At 51.5% G+C, this 17,899-nt stretch carries 10 protein-coding genes and 1 tRNA gene; 6 read left to right on the top strand and 5 right to left on the bottom strand.

Going from position 1 to position 17,899, the window contains the following annotated elements; genetic code table 11:
- Window positions 1-252: 252 nt before the first annotated feature.
- Together MED297_RS01530 and MED297_RS01525 are read left to right on the top strand one after the other, a co-directional pair.
- A complete protein-coding gene (locus MED297_RS01530; protein ID WP_008041705.1) occupies window positions 253-1,275 on the top strand; it encodes a YcaO-like family protein in 1,023 nt (340 codons plus the stop codon).
- Window positions 1,276-1,291: 16 nt separating this feature from the next.
- On the top strand, window positions 1,292-2,470 hold the full coding sequence (locus MED297_RS01525) for an MFS transporter (RefSeq protein WP_008041704.1): 1,179 nt from the start codon (window positions 1,292-1,294) through the stop codon (window positions 2,468-2,470).
- A 1,382-nt stretch (window positions 2,471-3,852) separates the two neighbouring features.
- Here the strand turns inward: MED297_RS01525 and MED297_RS01520 are convergent.
- Window positions 3,853-3,929, bottom strand: a tRNA-Ile gene (locus tag MED297_RS01520).
- Between the two features lie 582 nt (window positions 3,930-4,511).
- On the opposite strand from MED297_RS01520, the gene MED297_RS01515 reads away from it, so the two are divergent.
- The 4 genes from MED297_RS01515 to MED297_RS01500 all read left to right on the top strand — a co-directional run bounded on the left by MED297_RS01515 (window position 4,512) and on the right by MED297_RS01500 (window position 13,401).
- The gene (locus MED297_RS01515; RefSeq protein ID WP_008041703.1) at window positions 4,512-9,401 is read left to right on the top strand and encodes a tandem-95 repeat protein; all 4,890 of its coding nucleotides are present in this window, start codon (window positions 4,512-4,514) and stop codon (window positions 9,399-9,401) included.
- A gap of 93 nt (window positions 9,402-9,494) precedes the next feature.
- A complete protein-coding gene (gene ptsP / locus MED297_RS01510; protein ID WP_008041701.1) occupies window positions 9,495-11,738 on the top strand; it encodes a phosphoenolpyruvate--protein phosphotransferase in 2,244 nt (747 codons plus the stop codon).
- A gap of 14 nt (window positions 11,739-11,752) precedes the next feature.
- A complete protein-coding gene (locus MED297_RS01505; RefSeq protein ID WP_008041700.1) occupies window positions 11,753-12,550 on the top strand; it encodes a hypothetical protein in 798 nt (265 codons plus the stop codon).
- Window positions 12,547-13,401, top strand: a complete 855-nt coding sequence (locus tag MED297_RS01500; RefSeq protein WP_008041698.1) for a hypothetical protein — start codon at window positions 12,547-12,549, stop codon at window positions 13,399-13,401. The genes MED297_RS01505 and MED297_RS01500 overlap by 4 nt, the downstream gene beginning before the upstream one ends.
- A gap of 204 nt (window positions 13,402-13,605) precedes the next feature.
- On the opposite strand, the gene MED297_RS01495 is transcribed toward MED297_RS01500, so the two are convergent.
- From MED297_RS01495 to MED297_RS01480, 4 genes are all read right to left on the bottom strand, one after another.
- Window positions 13,606-14,628, bottom strand: a complete 1,023-nt coding sequence (locus MED297_RS01495) for a hypothetical protein (protein ID WP_154650808.1) — start codon at window positions 14,626-14,628, stop codon at window positions 13,606-13,608.
- Window positions 14,629-14,804: 176 nt separating this feature from the next.
- A complete protein-coding gene (locus MED297_RS01490; RefSeq protein WP_008041695.1) occupies window positions 14,805-15,281 on the bottom strand; it encodes a phosphatidylglycerophosphatase A family protein in 477 nt (158 codons plus the stop codon).
- A 13-nt stretch (window positions 15,282-15,294) separates the two neighbouring features.
- A complete protein-coding gene (gene thiL, locus MED297_RS01485) occupies window positions 15,295-16,236 on the bottom strand; it encodes a thiamine-phosphate kinase (RefSeq protein ID WP_008041693.1) in 942 nt (313 codons plus the stop codon).
- 101 nt (window positions 16,237-16,337) lie between these two features.
- Window positions 16,338-17,894, bottom strand: a complete 1,557-nt coding sequence (locus tag MED297_RS01480; RefSeq protein ID WP_008041691.1) for a phosphoenolpyruvate carboxykinase — start codon at window positions 17,892-17,894, stop codon at window positions 16,338-16,340.
- Between the last annotated feature and the right edge of the window lie 5 nt (window positions 17,895-17,899).

Raw genomic sequence — 17,899 nt, 5'->3', positions numbered from 1 at the left:
CTGATAAGTGCAGTATTGCTGATAAGTGCAGTATCGCTGATAAATGCAGTATTGCTGACAAGTGCAGCATCGCATTGTAACAACTGACTTTAGATAAACTTAAGCTCGGTTCTAGCCGAGCTTTTAAATTACATAGAACGAAAATCTCAACGCTTAATACTGTGAACCGATGTTCTATAACAGCATAAGTGCTAAACCAATATTGTTTATGCCTGGATTCTGATAATTGATCTGAGTCCTAGATACGAAATTATGATTCACGAACTTGATTACTACCTCATTGAGTTAGATAACCCATTTTGCAGTGACCTTCCAAAAATTATTGCTGTTCATGATAAAAACCTTCGATACACATCAATGGGGAGAGGAAGCTCAATTGAAATGCGAACTATAACCGCATATGGGGAAATACTTGAGCGCTATTGTTTGTGGAACCAAACTCCAGACTTGACTTCAGCTTTTTGCGCGGATAAACCTATGCTATCTCCTGAAGAACAAGTGCTTCCTATATCTGAATCTATAGATGACAGGGAAGTTGAGTGGAAATCTTACTATTCATTAAGCAATCATCAGCGAATCTTTATCCATCGCCCTATCAACTCAGCATGTTACTCAAACTATTTCACTCAAACATCAAATGGTTCCGCAGTTCATGAGACAGAAGAACTTGCTATTAACTCAGCTTTAGAAGAGCTAATAGAAAGGCATTTATTCAACATTTTTTGGCTTTTCGAATCCAATATTCTAGAGAAAAGCTTTTCAAGCGATGAAATCGAACACGCTATCGAGTCAGGATGGAGACTAGATTTCTATGAAATAAGGGATTATAAATCATGCACTATTTGCGTAATGATAAATCGGTCTGATCGTAGGTTTAGTAAAGGAGCGATGACGGTAGGACTCTCTTTTGGGAGTGACTCTGATGCTTGCATTCGAGCTTATACCGAATGCCTTCAAACACTTGAGGCCTATCTAGCCTTTGATAAAAAGGTGAACAATGCGTCCCTTTACTATTTGTCGGGCAAAGGAACTTCCCAATGGCAAAGGAAGATTAACACTTCATTAAGTTCAACCCCGCTTTCCATAACTAAGAGTGTCTTCGAAAAGTACAGTCCTTATATGTTCACTGAAAAGACAAATAACGACCTTGTTTATTGCGAAGTGGTCATGCCTCACTTAATCCCCCTTCAGTACGAACACGAAAGAGATATCAGGGTCAACCCCGACCTTTTAGGGCATTTAACTCATAGGAATATGTGTTACCCGATAGGGTAAATAAGGATTTTCAATAATGATTAAGATGAACCGCACCCTATCGGTACTCATGTTTGCGACCTTTACAAACTATATCGGTTTTGTTGTACCGATGTTTTTGTCTCTGTTTTTACATGAGGAGGGGCATTCACTCGGGGTAATTGGCTACATTTTGACAGCTTATGGTTTTGGTGGATTCATCGGCGGTTACCTAGGTGGTTACTTATCAGATAAAACATCCCCTTTTCAGGTAATTATCGTCAGTTTAACAATTTCAATTTCCGCATTGGTTGGTATCTTCTTTTCTGAAAGCCTGTATCTATTATCTTTTTTGCTGTTGACTTTTGGGTTCTCTGACCACGCATTCAGGCCTGCGTTTACCATGCTATTGGTCAACAATACATCTGAAGAAAAAAGAACCTATGTATTCGGCATCAGAAATGCTGTTATGAATATCAGTATTGGTATTTCAGCGGCGGCGGGTGCCGCAGTATTTGATTTAAACGTGAAATACATATTTTTATTCGATGCTTTTTTGAACGTTATTACCTTAATACTATTACTATCTTTCTCACCAAAACTCGTGACAACTACTCGACAGATTTTATCATCTGAAATCGAGTCATCCATCGGATGGAAAAACCTCAATTCTACATTCATTTTTTTATCACTGGTTATGGTATTGAATGTCATTGTCTTCTCGCAGTTTAAAACTACTTTCGCCATCTACCTCAAAGAGGTCTTTAATTTTAGTTCGAAGGACATATCTTTTATTTTTTTGCTTAACACCCTGCTGGTTATTTTTATCGAAGTGCCATTGATTGCATTCACGGCTCGGTTCAATCAAGTAAGATTGATGTTATTAGGTAGCTGTGCGCTATGTTTTGGTTTTGCGGCAATATCTTTGTCCAGTAATTATACCTTCCCCTTTCTCTCAGTAATTGTTTGGACAGTTGGAGAGATGTTATTTTTTCCTATTATTTTAAACGAGTTTGTAAAAGCATCAACAAACCATCGCGGTAAAGTAGTCGGATGGCACCAAACTTTATTTGCAACCGGAAACTTCTTAGGTGCTCCCATTGGTTTTTATTTCTATCAGTACCTTGATGGGGATGCGGTTTGGCTACTCTGTGCGGCAATCGGTTTCGTAAGTCTATTCGCATTACCAATACTAAGCTTTCAAAAAAGTAGACAGGAAGCTGTTAATGCAACCTAAAAAGAAGCGGCGAATGCCGCTTTTTAATGCTAATGCTTCAAAACTTTCGAACGAACTCTGCGTTACGTGATCAATCAACCATAGCCTAGCTTACGAACTTTAGAGACCCGGGTAGTTCCTTTAAAATCGTAAATAACCGAGGCAACCTCAAGGGATAAACTCTTTTAAAGATGCGATGGTAGTTTCTGTGCCTACTTTACTATCAAAGAAGGCTTGACTGATTACGACAATCGAGTGAGCTGATAGTACAAATAGTGTTAGAGACGGCCTAACATCTGTGTCTGCTCAGTTCTAAAATCGAAACGTTATAAACCCATCCTTAGGATTTCATCATTGATAACCGGCCTTTGTACGGTCTTTTGTCAGTACCTCAACAAACCGAACACACGACTTAGGTGCCTTCTTGCCTCACTAAACAATGGCTTCGTCCATTGCCCGTGCTCAACCGTGGTGCAAAAGGCCAACCGGATAACCATGACCGACAGCCGCCACTGCATCGTCAATGCACCATTAGACCTGTCAACAAGTTCCTGAAACCCTTATGATTATTCTTCTTATCCGAAAAACGATATAGATATGAAACAACTCGCTATTATTTTTTCGTCAATCACACTGTTATTCAGCTGTGCTGCTACTCAATTTGAAGACACCCTCAGCGATGAACGTAATCTATATGAATGGGATCGCTCCGGCCTACCATCTTATTGCCAATACTCCAAGCGGAAAACTCGACAACAAGCGAACGAGGATGGTGATTTCATACGTTTTACATTTAAAAAAGACTGTCTTTTATGGAAAGCAAGAATCTTTAACAACACCGATTCTGTAGCCATTTGTACATTCAACGGTACGGAGGTCCACGTCCCCCCACGCGAAGGCACTGGGTGGCAATATTATGGTGATGGCAATAGCTTCCGTTCCAGCTGTCGAACTCGCCGTTAAACTGATAATAGATTCAGCCAATCTTCGATGACGCTTATCCGCCTGATCGCCGATCACAACTGCTAGAAGCTGACATCGCAACACCTTTCCAGCGAACAGCATCACGGCTGAGCCTCCCGAAGATCTTCATGTGTGTCATGTGTTTGCCTGTAAACGAACCACTTAACGGAAATAGGTAGTGGGCCGTCGCACCGTACGGACTTAAACGTGGACCTAACGATTATGAGTCATGTGCTCCAACCGACTGAGCTGAAGGCCTTTAAAGAAACCATAACTGTGACAACGTCACTTTTAAATCTCCAACTCCGGTTCAAAGTTGGTGGGCTTCTATGAAACACTCAAAAATGCCCTTCTCGTTACCCAAAAACGCAAAAACCCGCCGAAGCGGGTTTCTGGACTTTCGTTTCAGTTCATTCAAAAAAACAAACTGAGGAAATAGGTGGTGGGCCTTCACGGACTTGAACCGTGGACCTAACGATTATGAGTCGTGTGCTCTAACCAACTGAGCTAAAGGCCCCTATAAAACCGTAACGGTGACAACGTCACTTTTAAATCTCCAACTCCGGTTAAAAGTTGGTTAGATTCGCTGTAAGGCTCGAACGTCCTGTTCTCGCTAACAGCCCGGCCTCGGGCTCCTGCCCTCGGCGTGTTCCACTCCAAAAGCAGGGTTAGCCTGCTTTCAGTAGCTTCGCTATCGTGGAGCCACCCAACTGAGCTAAAGGCCCCTAACCGAAAGTCCGCGCATTATAACGCGCTACTTCAGCAAGTCCACCCAGATACTTGATTTGCTTGTGTTTTTCAGATTTTTCAAATCGAGGTTGTCGGCTCGGAGCCTACGGTGCTTACGGCACAATGGGCGGTCATTCCGGGCAGGTTCCAGGGATTTTCTATTGTTCAAAATGACTCGATTATGTGTGACAAATTTCCGTCTATCTTTGTAGGAAATTGGCTATAAACGTGATTTTTGACACTTATATCTAAAAATAACGCCAATTTAACAGTGTTCAGTTCACACTTTTACCGCTAACTTCGTCCTTTCATTTAAGCCCGACGTCACACTGGTATTGTGACCTATGTCTGATTATTGGTTGTTATTCACATGAAAATTCTGCGTACATGGCTATTCACCGGGCTGGCGGTCGCGACGTTTCAGATTGCAGCCGCCGACAGTGTCGTTGAGGGCAAGGGCAGCACCTTCGTGTTGACCTACGACGACGTCTACACCACCGAAATGCGCGAGGTCATGAACGATGCGGCGCTGTTCTGGGCCGATTGGCTGCGCTCGGACGTGCCGATTGAAGTAGCGGTACAAGCGCCGTCGTTAAACTGCAGCTTCGCGTACAACGCTCACATTGACTGGCAGCCACCAGAAACCGTCATTAACTTCCCGAACGCACCCATTGCGGACACCCATTACCCCATTGCCCTGGCCAATGCATTAGCCGGTACCGACCTGTCACCCAATAAACCAGACGTCTACATTCGATTTAACAGCAAGATTATCACTCACAACAATTGCCAGAAATGGTATCTGGGCCGCGATGGGCAATACGAGTTCGGCGAGTACAGCCTGTATCTCGAAACCATCCAGGAGATGGGTCACCACTTAGGCCTGGCTCCACTGGGTGATCTGATGAGAGGCGAAACGCTCGACGGCATTCCGGACATTTACTGGCGTCATCTGAAATCGTCTAAGTTGGACCGTATGCTGACGGATATGACGCCAGCAGAAATCGATCAGGCCTCCCACGACTACGACAACCTGGCCTTCAAAGGTGAGCACTCGTTTGCGGCCGCCGAACACCTGACGTTCGGCCGAACCAAAGATGCCCTCTTACTGTTTTCCCGCACCTACCATGCGCCTCAACTGACGGGAATGCACCTGCACGAAAGCATTGACCCTTACCAGATCATGATGATTACCCGCCGGGGCTACAATCCGGAAGGGGTCATCGCGAAGGCGATGATGCGTGACCTGGGTTGGCCAACGATGCACAACCAGGCTCCGGTCATTGAAGGTCAACAGCCCGTATCGGTTTCGGAGGACAGTCAGATTACCCTGTCGCTGGCGGACTTCATCGTCAGCGACGAACAGCCCGACGCCTTAACCTTGCTGGTTGGCACTGGCAGTCATTATACCGTTCAAGGCACGACCATCATCCCCGACACAGATTTTGCCGGCACACTGGCGGTCCCGGTTACGGTTCAGGATACGGAACAAAGCTCAAACGTTTTTACCGCGCAGATTAGCGTCACCCCCGTCAACGACGCGCCGGTCATCGTTGAGGCTCAGGCACAAACGATGGCCGAAGACTCGGCACTGACCTTAACGCTGGCGATGCTCGACATTCGCGATCCGGACTCCAGCAACTTTGAACTGCAGGTGTTACCGGGTGCTAACTATCAGGTCACCGGAACCACGGTGGCGCCGAGTGCCAACTGGAACGGCACGCTGCAGGTGCCTGTTGTGGTCAGCGACGGTGCGCTGTCCAGCCAATCCGTATCCGTTACGGTCAACGTGACGCCGGTCAACGATGCACCAGCGTTAGTGGCGACTGAAGCACAGATGATTGAAGAAGACACCGCCCTGACAGTCACGGCGTCGATGCTCACCATTCAGGATCCGGACTCTCAGACCTTTACTATTCAGGTTCAGCCAGGCGCGAACTACCGTGTGAATGGGCGAACCATTACCCCTGCCGAAAGCTGGACGGGCACCCTGTCCGTTGGCGTTGCCGTCAGCGATGGCAGCCTGAGCAGTCAAACCAAGGTGTTGACTGTGCAGGTGGTGCCGGTGAACGACCCACCGGTCTTAACCGGCCACGCTCCGCTCAGTACACCAGAAGATACCGCACTGACACTGTCACCGGGTCAGTTTCAGTTCAGTGATATCGACTCCTCCAGCCATAGCGTCGTCATCGAAGCGGGTGAGCAATATTCCGTCAACGGCAACACGCTGATGCCCGCTCAGAACTTTAATGGTGAACTGACCGTGCCAGTGCGCATCTTCGATGGCCTGTCACTCAGTAATGCTTTGCTGGTTCCGGTGACAGTTACCGCGGTGAACGATGCCCCAAGCCTGATCAGTACCGCTGCGCAAACCATGCCGGAAGATACCTCACTGACCTTAACCACAGCTATGGTCACGGTTGATGACCCGGACTCCACCTCGTTCCAGTTGCAGGTGTTGCCGGGGGCAAACTACGACGTTACAGGGACAACCATCCAACCGGCCAGCAACTGGTATGGTTCTCTGTCGGTGTCGGTCGCCGTTAGTGATGGCGAACTGAGCAGCGCGCCGCAGCCAATGACGGTGAACGTAACACCGGTCAACGATCCGCCGGTATTGCTCAACACGATTGACCAGGTCATCGACGAAGACGCCTCGTTAACGGTGACGACATCAATGATGACCTTACAAGACCCGGACTCAGAGACCTTCACCATTCAGCTACAGCCGGGTGCCAACTACAGTGTGGATGGTCAGACCATTACCCCGGCCGACAGCTGGACGGGCACTCTGTCCGTCGGCGTTGCCGTGAACGACGGTGAACTGACCAGCGAATCACAGATACTCACCGTGCAGGTGAACCCTGTGAACGACCCACCGGTGCTGACCGGCCACGCTGTCCTCAGTACACCGGAAGATACGGCACTGACACTGTCACCCGGTCAGTTCCAGTTCAGCGATATCGACTCAACCGAACACTCGGTCGTCATGGACGCCGGCGAGCACTATACCGTCAACGGCAGCACGCTGATGCCGGCTCAGAACTTTAATGGCGAACTGACCGTGCCGGTGCGCATCTTTGATGGCGATTTACTCAGTAACACCCTGCTGGTTCCGGTGACGGTTACCGCCGTGAACGATGCTCCCGAACTCAACGCGGTGACGGCTCAGACGATTGCGGAAGACACCAGTCTGTTTGTCGTTCGGGACATGCTCGACATCGTGGACCCGGACAGTGCCGACTTCACCATCGATATCGCTCTGGGCGAGCATTATCAGGTGGCCGGAAACGAGATCATTCCCGATCCGAACTGGAACGGCACGCTGACCATCGACTTAACCGTGAATGACGGCCAGGCCGACAGCAACACCTTGTCGCTGACGTTGACCGTGAGCCCGGTGAATGATCTGCCTGTCATCACCACGCAGGGCTTGCCCACTGCGCAGATTTATCGTCCGTGGGAAGCACGCCTCGAAGCTGAAGACATCGACAGTGATACGCTGAGTTTTGAACTCGCCAATGCTCCGGAATGGCTTTCTTTGTCGGCCGATGGCGTGTTAACCGCGCTGCCGAATGAAAACATGATCGGTGAGCAAGTCATTGACGTCCGGGTGACCGACGGACAGGCCACCACCGGTCAAACGCTGGCACTGACCGTGCTCAACGACCCAACCGCAACGGACCTGTCCGTTGCCATTTCAGCCAATCGCACCATCTGGGCCACCAACGCCTGGGTACCGCTGACGGTGACCGCGACCAACCACGGCCCAATGCCACTGACAGACGCCCAACTGACGCTGCGCTTTGCCGGCGAATGGACCAGTGAAGACCCACGCTGTACGCCGCACAACAATGTGTGCCTGCTGACGTTGACCGAGGACGAAGCGCAGAGTCTGCGTGTTGATGTTCGCCAACAGGAGATCGGTTCAGTCGACATCGAAACCCAAATAAGCCACAACGGCTTTGAGACTCAAGCCGACAACAACCGGGCGCAGATGACGCTGACCTTTACCAACGGTACACCGACGAGCCCACAATACAGCGTACCGGCTTTCGGTCAGGGTACCGTTCGGGCCATTGGCATTGCGGACATTCAGGGCGGTCGCTGGCCGGAAATCCTGTTTGCTAATGGACCGGCCGAAGCCTCCACTGCGTACCGATTCAAGCACTCGCTGTTCCGCCCGGTCCTGCATACGCATCTGGCCGACGCCTCGGACAGCTACGCCATGGCCGTGGTCGACCTAAATAACGACGGCCACCGGGACTGGGTGCTGGCCAACGGACACGGCGAAGCCAACACGGTCTATCGCAATCGCGGCGACGGCACCTTTGAACTGATCGGTCAGCTTGGCCAGGCCGACAGCCGAGCGGTGGCCTATGCCGACATCGATCGCGACGGTGACATCGACCTGGTCTTTGCCAACAACACCGACGACAACACCCTGTTCCTGAACGATGGCACCGGCCAGTTCACGCTGGGCAAAACTTTCCCGGCCCGCAACAGTCGACGCGTCTTGCTGTACGATTTCAACTGGGACGGCTATCCGGACATTGTCTTTGCGAACCGGGGCTTCCGTAACCGGCTGTACTGGAACCGAGGTTTTGGCCATCGTCACAACGGTCACCAAAACCGCAATCTACTGCGCATTGGTGAAGCGCCTGCTGCTGAAGACTTTGACGCCGCCGAGTTCGGTGACGACACCGATCTGACCACACAGATGGTGCTTGCCGATCTCGACGGCGACGGTACCGCCGGTGAACTGGTTCTGATGCACGAAGGGACAGAAGACCAGCCTGCGAAACTCGAAACCCTGAGCATCAGTCAGCAGGAACAGACAACGACGCTGACGTCGACTGACACCGGCTCGGTGAATGACCTCAGCATCGGTGACTACGACGGCGACGGTCAGGACGACGTGGCGGTACTGCGACCCGGTGGCGCCCTGGAAATCATGAGTCAGCGTCAGGGACAGCTAGCCGTTATTGATGTGATGGATACCGACGGCGCCGACACCATTTTAATGGTTGATGTTGACGGCAGCGGGGAAGCCGACGTCATCAGCGCTAACAATAACAGCAACAGCAGTCGTCTCGACTTTGCCGGTGACGTGCGCGACAGTGAAAGCGCCGTTGATGGCGGCAGCGACTCAACGCCACTGCCCGACGCCAAATCAAGCGGTGGTCGTGGTGGCGCGGGTCTGCCATGGCTGTTACTGCCACTGCTGTTGTTCGGCAAGCGCACCTTTAAACGCTCCTGATCCTAAAAGCGGTCAAATCCGCGCCAGTCTCACGACTGGCGCAATTCATCAAACAGAGTACAATCTGAGAGGAACTCCGACTGTATTCTGCCCATGCTCAGCCCGCTTATTGTTGCTAAGAAAATCCTCATCGACGCCGGCCAGGTCACCGATCAGCGAGCATTGGTATCTTTGATTGTGCGTCGCATCAGACAGGCATTGAAAGTCGACGTCTGCAGTCTCTACCTGATGAACGAACGGCAGCAACTGGTGCTTTCCGCAACCGAAGGGTTGTCGCAGGAGGCCATCGGCCGCATCCGTATGAATCTGGGTGAAGGTCTGGTCGGTACCATTGCCCAGCGCCAACACCTGCTGAACCTGACCCATGCCGACCAGTACCCGTCGTTCAAATACTTTGCCGAGTCCGGCGAGGAAATCTATCAGGGTTTCCTTGGCGTTCCGATGATTCACCATGGCGAAGTCCTCGGGGTTCTGGTGGTTCAGGTCACCGAGACCCGACGCTTCAGTGAAGAAGAAGAAGCCTTCCTGATTACCATGGGCGCGCACCTGGTCGCCAGCCAATCGATTCAACTCATGGAAACCACGCCGGACGGTCAGGACGATCAGGTTCGTCGTATGCGCGGGATCTCCGGGTCACCGGGCACCACCATTGCCCGCGCCTGGGTGGTTCGCGATGACATTCATCTGGAAGACATTGAAGAACGCGAAGGCTCGGGTCTTGAGTTCGAGCGCAAACGCATTAAAGATGCGGTCAATAACACCCTCGAAGAACTTGATGCTGACGAGTCCACACATGTGAACTCCGAGACACTGTCGTCACTACTGGAAGTGTATCGCCTATTGCTTGGCTCGCCGGAACTGCAGATGGCCATTGAAGCCGAGTTGGCACTGAACGTCAGCGCCAGCACGGCTCTGAAGCGGGCGATGCTCAATCAGATTGCCGTCTTCGATGCCATTGAAGACCCCTACTTAAAAGCCCGAGCCGATGACCTGCGAGTACTCGCGGTTCGGGTTTATCGTGCTTTGCAAAACCTCGAACCGGAAGTCATCGATACCGATGAGCCGGTTATCCTGGTCGGTGAAAACATCACGGTCGAACATTTCACCAAGCTCGATGCCCGCTTAATCGCCGGGGTCGTCAGCAATCAGGGCTCCAAGCTCTCGCACACTTCCGTGTTGGCAAACGCACTGGGCATTCCGGCGGTGGTCGGTTTAAAAGAAAGCCGCCTGAAAACCCTACACGGCAATGAACTGATTCTGGATGGACACCGCGGGCATGTCATCGCCAACCCGCCGGAGCAGATTCGTCAGGAGTTTGAACGACTCATCCGACAGGAAGCGGCCCGCCAGGCCGATTTGGCACACCTGAAAAACCTGCCAGCGGAAACCACCGACGGTGAACGCATCCGGCTGTTTTCCAACACCGGTCTGCTGGCCGATATCACACCAGGGCTGGATCGTGGCTCCGAAGGCGTCGGACTGTATCGCTCTGAAATTCCGTTTATGGTGCACAACACCTTCCCCACCGAAGAGGAACAGGTTCGGATTTACCGGGGCGTGCTGGAAGCCTATGCACCAAAGCCGGTGGTCATGCGCACACTCGATGTCGGCGGCGACAAAGCTCTGCCCTACTTCCCGATTCAGGAAGAAAACCCGTTTCTGGGCTGGCGCGGCATCCGCTTCACACTCGATTATCGCAACATACAACTGGATCAGATTCGCGCTATGCTGCTGGCCAACATCGGACACGACAATCTACAGATTATGGTGCCGATGCTCAGCCACGAAGACGAACTGCTGCGCGTCCACGCGTTGATCGACGAAGCCATCCGGCAACTGAAAGAAGAAGGCCACCCAGTGCACAAGCCACCGGTTGGCATCATGGCCGAAGTACCGGCGGTCATCTGGATGTTGCCGCGCCTGCGGGACAACATCGACTTTGTTTCCATCGGCTCTAACGACCTGACACAGTACTTACTGGCGGTCGATCGCAACAATCCTCGCGTTGCGCACCTGTACTCACATTTTCATCCGGCCGTGCTCAGTGCCATGCATGACATTGTGCGTGAATGCCGACGGCTGAACCTGACGGTCAGCGTTTGTGGCGAAATGGCAGCCGACCCCAAGGCCGTTCTGTTGCTGCTGGGCATGGGTGTGAAAACGCTCAGCATGAGTGCCTTTAAACTGCCTCAGGTAAAATGGTTAGTTCGACGAGTCAGTATTCCGCAATGCCGGCAGATCCTCGATGAAGCGCGCGACCTTGGCCGCGACGCCGACATTCAGGCCATGTTATCCCGGGAACTAAAAGAACTGGGCTACAACGGTCAGTTTGAGTAACGACGGAGTCTGTTATGTCGAAGCTGCTCCCCATCACATTGGCGGTTCTGGGGTTTGCATTCGGCATTATGGCGGCGAACTCGTTACTGGAACGGCTGGCCATCACCCACAATACTGAACGCGAGTTTCTGATCTCTCAGGTCTCGCAATCGTTGAAGCCTCAAAACGAAACCAGCAGGGCACTGCAACAGGCCATTTATCAGCAACGCATCGACAGCCTGGAAAGCCGCATTCAGGAAGTGGAGCAGAAAAACCGGGCCGTCGGACAATACGTGGCGCCTCTGGAAAGCGAACTACAAACCTACCGTGCAGCCTTTGCCGACAAAGCTCGCGCCAGTCAGGATGAACGTCTGCAGCTCTACATCGATCTGGTCAACAAATACCGCGATTATCATCAGGCCATGACAGCGCTTGATTCCTTCGTAACGCTCGAGCAGAGCGACAGCTTACTCAGCCTGCCTTCGGTACAGCTCGACCTGGTTTACGATGCCGGCGGTCAACTGGCAAACACGCACAACCAGTTCATCAATGAACCCCGGGATGCCTCCTTTGCGGCCCGCTATGAGTTACCACTGCGGCGTTTTCTGGCTCAGCAGGAACTGAATGTATCTCTGGCTGAGTGCCATCAGTCGTTGTGTGCGGTGCATCTTGGCCATGTCTGGTCGGAGCCCTTTTACGAGGGGTTTGATGTCCTTTGGGATCAGTTATCGCAACAACCCTGGATGGATCTGCAACGCGTTGGAAAGGCGCATCAGTATCGGGGCAAGGGTCATCAGGTTGAGGTCTGGTACCTGCAGGGAGCCACGCCATGATTCAGAAGTTGTTGATTAATTCGGCACTGTTCATTGCGCTGTTTGTGGCCGGCTTCCTGGGAAGTTTAGGCATCCATTGGAGCATTCGTCCCAGCCTCGAAACGACCGATCGCAGTACCGTTGCGAGCAGCGTCACCATCAACCCTGAGACCAACGAGAACGCGATTGAGGTTCCCACCTCCTTAAGTCCGAGGGTTTTGGAGCTGGAACAAAAGCTGGCGCAGGTGCAGACGGAATACCGTATTGACGAGGGGCACGCCCGTGCCTTGATTCAGGAACTGCAGACGTATCGGGATGAACGGGACCGGCTGTTTAACGACCTGGAAGCCCGCAAACAAAAAGTGATTGATAAAATTGAAGAGCTGGATGACAAAATTCAGACTCAGCTCGCACAACGGGATGAACAACTCAGCCAGGTACCAGACTACGAACTGGAAAACGAACTGCTTGGCTTACTCAGTTACCCGCACAGCCTGAACGATAACCCCACTCTCTACCAACACATGACGGCCGATGTGACCCGCCATCAGGAATTTATTGAGCGTCGCTTCTCACTGTTGCTGCAGACGGTCGATTATGCCTTTACCGATCAACTCTACGAACGCCTGACGCCGGTGACCGAACAGCTGACGGCGACGCACAACAACGATACCCGCCTGTTGGTCATCCATTGCAGCGACCGCTACTGCGAGATTCAGGTCTCACTGCAACAGATTGAACCCTATTTCGATTATTGGCAGCAGTGGTTAACAGCTCTACGGGATGTGAACGACACTAAGTTGATCGAGCATCAGGTCAGCGTCAGTGAAGGCGATCAACTGACCGGCGCAGTCATCATTAAACGTCTGTGACCTGGCCGCTATAGCATGAATTGGAAAGAAAGTATGGTTTGTTCGCTTCAACCAAGTAGCGGGTATTGGACTCATTGAAATCCGATTCTGGCTTGTGTTCGAAGCTGTCATTGATCCAAACCCAGAGAACAGAATAATTAACCAAGAGCTGAATTTAAAATTCTAAATGTAATCGCTGTTAATCCAACCTGCTTCCCCTTTCAACTAGTCAAACCACCAGTCTAGAAAAACAAGAGCTCTAGATGCGGACGATGGCGACAATCCTACGTAAGCATTGTCAGCATCCGAATCTTCCAATGTAATGGTGCCACCAGGAACAATCAAAAAGTCTTCGGGCATGAGCTCAGAATCATCAATACCGAGGTAATCGTCCAGATAGATATAGCTTTCAGAGAGAATGTAACCTTCGGTATCCATGAACCACACTCGCTGGGCATCGTCGTCGATTCTTATGGTTTCGGATTCTGTATTGGTCCATGTGACTTGCAGAGTTGGTATGTTTGAATTTCCATTGCCCGGGTTCAGCCATAGCATTTCAGCCGAAATAGACGGAGCAATGTCAAAAAGATATTTGACTTCGTCCAGTTCGATTTCCGGGATAACTGCGCTTGATATTCTGTTGAACTGGCTCTCTTGCACTAATGCCGCATCAGCTATAAAAACATGGGTTTCTCCAGCAGGTAAGCATCTTCGTCGAGTATCGTTGATTCCATTAATTAGTGCACCTGAGCGCCCATCATTCAAATTGGTAGTCGTATCGATAGCAATGCCATCTGAGTCTAGAAGCTCTATATTTTCGGCGTCGAAACAATAATCAGATGTGGAGTTGTTCGTAAAATTCAACGTCGCATAGAGATCAAACCCGCCCACGTTAATCCCGGACTTACGCAACGTTAGCCTAATCTCAGATTCGTACTCGAACTCAGGTGATCCTGGAATACTGTTGTCGACATCAAGGATTCTTATAGTTAACGGCACCGACTTTTTTAGAGACGTGGTTTCTTGAACGCCAATACAATCTGTCGGTTCAGCTTCGAAGACATAGACATTGCCAGTTGTAGATATTGCAGATGGATAGTTTTCAACGCAGGAGGTTAGGGTTGTCTCTCCAGCTCCTCCAGTTCCAGTGTCATTGTCTTCCGGAGGTGTCGATGTCGGCCCGCACGAAAGTAAGATCAAGTTCATGAGCGCTAGTGCTGCGAGATTTCTAGTTCGTGGGCGTAACATCTTCATCTCCTTGAATTGCCATCCTCACATCATCCTTGATCAATGGTTGATCAATTTGAATAGCAATCCGACTCTATCACACGAAAATCTCACAGACCAAAGCCCAACATAAGTCTATTCGTATTTGTGATTGCGATCACAGACCGGGCAGGTTAGGGTTCCGTAACCAGATAAGCCTACAGCAGAAACAGTATTAACTGCAGAATCGCCAGCGCAAACAGGCCGGCGATGACGTCGTCAATCATGATCCCTAAACCGCCATGAACGCGCTTATCCAACCAGCCGATCGGAAAGGGTTTGATGATGTCGAAAAACCGGAAGAGCAGGAAACCGACCACAATCAATGTCCAATGCACCGGCACAGCAATCATGGTTATCCAGAAACCGACAAACTCATCCCAGACAATGCCGCCGTGATCATGCACACCCATGTCTTTCGAAGCCTGTCCACACAAATACACGCCGAGCGCAAACGCCAGCACCAGCACGACCAGATAGGCCACTAACGGCAGCTGCGCTAACAGCAGATAAACCGGAATGGCGGCAACAGTACCAAAGGTTCCGGGGGCTTTCGGGGCCGCACCACTGCCAAAACCAAAGGCCAGGAAATGCACCCAATGGTTGTTCCAGCGGCGCTCAGAGGGTTGTGTCATGCTGTGTTCTCGTTCAGAAATGGGTAAAACTCTGCCAGGGCAACTGACGTTCAAGGCCGCTATCATACCAGCGAATGTCACCCTTGCCTGCCTGAACCTCGCCGATTTTTGTCACGCTTACCTGAGCTTGCGCGGCCAGCGCAACTATTTCACGCTCGGCGACCGGGTCGGCGGTAAACAACAACTGGTAATCATCGCCACCGGCGAGGGCCAGTTTTAAGCCCTCGTCCTCACGCTGTTTCAGGTCATTCTCCAGAGGTAAGCGATCGAGATGAATGGCCAGATCGCACTCACTGGCACGAGCCAGATGGGCTGCATCGCCTATCAAGCCATCCGACAAGTCGATGGCACTGTGAATACAGCCTTGTAACTGACTGGCAAACAACACCGGAGGCTGTGGGTTCCAATAAGCCTCGGACCACGACCTTGGCGCGTCCGCTTCCCGTTTCTCAAGAATGTAAGGCAAGGCGGCAGCGGACTGGCCCAATTGACCGGTCACCCAAATCTGATCGCCACTGCGAGCCCCGGAACGCAGTACCGGATGCGGACAGGTCCCATGCACACTGAGCGTTAACGTCAACGTTGCACCCGCTGTGGTGTCGCCACCGGCCAGCATGATGCCATAGGTTTCTGCCAATGCCCGCAGTCGCAGTGCAAATCGTGTCAACCAGTCTTCGCTGGTGGCAGGCGGTAACGTCAGAGCCAGCGTAAAAAATGCGGGGGTTGCTGTCATTGCGGCTAAATCGCTGACGGCTGGCAAAAACGCACGTTGAGCCACCTGCTCCGGCGATGCCCATTCAGGGAAGTGTCGGCCGGCGACGGCGGTATCCGCAGAAACCACCAGCGGCTGAGAGCCGGACCAAACCAGACAATCGTCACCGATGCTCTGCAACACATTGGGATGAGTAATGTCCCAACCCTGAAAACAGCGCTGGATAAGAGTGAATTCATTCATAGGCTGGATTGTGCGCGATGGGCCCCATGAATGAAAGCCGGACCGAAAAAGAAAAGCCCGCCAGTGGCGGGCTCTAAACAGTGCTTACGTTGAGGGGAGGATCAATCGTCAGCGCTGTGCAATTTAGGACCGGCTTTCACAATGCTGTCGTCCACATCGTATTTAGCGAAGTTAGCCGCAAACTCCCGAGCTAATTCCTGCGCCCGTTTGTGGAAGGCAGCTTGACTGGACCAGGTCAGTCGAGGATTCAATACTTTTGAATCGACGCCGTGTACTTCGACCGGTACATCCAGATTCAGTTCTTCAATGTGTTGCGTCGGCGTATGATGCAACGACCCATTGGTAATGGCTGTGATCACGGCACGCGTCGTCGGAATATCGAAACGCTGACCTTCACCGTACGGGCCACCGGTCCACCCGGTATTGACCATGTACACACTGGCTCCGCTCTCGGCGACACGCTGCATCAACAGTTCGGCATAGACACCCGCAGGCCGTGGGAAGAATGGCGCACCAAAACAGGTTGAGAACGTCGATTTAATACCACTGCCGGCCCCCATCTCAGTCGAGCCAACCAACGCGGTGTAACCACTGAGGAAGTAGTACGCCGCCGCCTCTTTAGACAGCTTGGCCACCGGAGGCAGCACGCCGTTAAGGTCGCAGGTTAAGAACACCACGGCATTCGGTTCACTGCCCTGATTACTGACCTGACGTTTTTCGATATGACTTAACGGATACGCCACACGACCATTCTGTGTCAGAGAGACATCGTGATAGTCTGGCACGCGGTTTTTATCCAGAACCACATTTTCCAGAACGGCACCAAAGTGAATGGCATCCCAGATCATCGGTTCGTTTTTGCGGGTTAAATCGATGGTTTTAGCGTAACAACCGCCTTCAAAATTAAACACAACGCCCGGTCCCCAACCGTGCTCATCATCGCCGATCAGGTAGCGATCAGGGTCGGCGGACAAAGTGGTTTTACCGGTGCCTGACAAGCCGAAAAACAAGGTGGTGTTGCCATCTTCGCCGACATTCGCCGAGCAGTGCATGGGCAGCACACCCTTTTCCGGAAGCAGGAAGTTCTGAACGGCGAACAGCGACTTTTTCATTTCGCCGGCATAGTAAAGGCCCGCCACCAGGACCTTACGCTGCTCAAAACTGACGACAACGACACCGTCGCTGTGTGTGCCGTCTCGATCGGGATCACACACAAAGCTCGGCACATTCAGAACTTCCCAAACCGGTTTATCCGGTGTGTTCCATTGTTCAGGAACAATAAACAAATTACGGGCAAACACCTGATGCCAGGCCAACTCTGTGGTCACCCGGGCCGGCAACATATGCTCTTCAGCTGAGCCGATTTCCAGGTGGCCAACAAACCGCTCCTTTTCTGCGACATACTGACTGACTCGGTCCCAGAGCGCGTTGAATTTTTCGACTGGAAATGGCTGGTTCACTTTACCCCAGTCGACCAGATGCGACATGGAGGGTTCGTCTACAATAAAACGGTCTTTCGGTGAGCGTCCCGTCCGGGTGCCGGTGGTCGCCACAAAAGCGCCATTGGCGGCAAACTCACCTTCTTCCCGGCGCACCGCCAACTCAAGCAGTTTGGCATTGGGCAGGTCAACGTGAACAAATTGTGTGGTGGCGTTCATGCTCG

It is taken from the genome of Reinekea blandensis MED297 (assembly GCF_000153185.1).
In the GTDB taxonomy this organism is placed as follows: Bacteria; Pseudomonadota; Gammaproteobacteria; order Pseudomonadales; family Natronospirillaceae; genus Reinekea; species Reinekea blandensis.
Note: the sequence above shows the minus strand (reverse complement) of the source record. Positions and strands in the feature narration are given on the sequence as shown.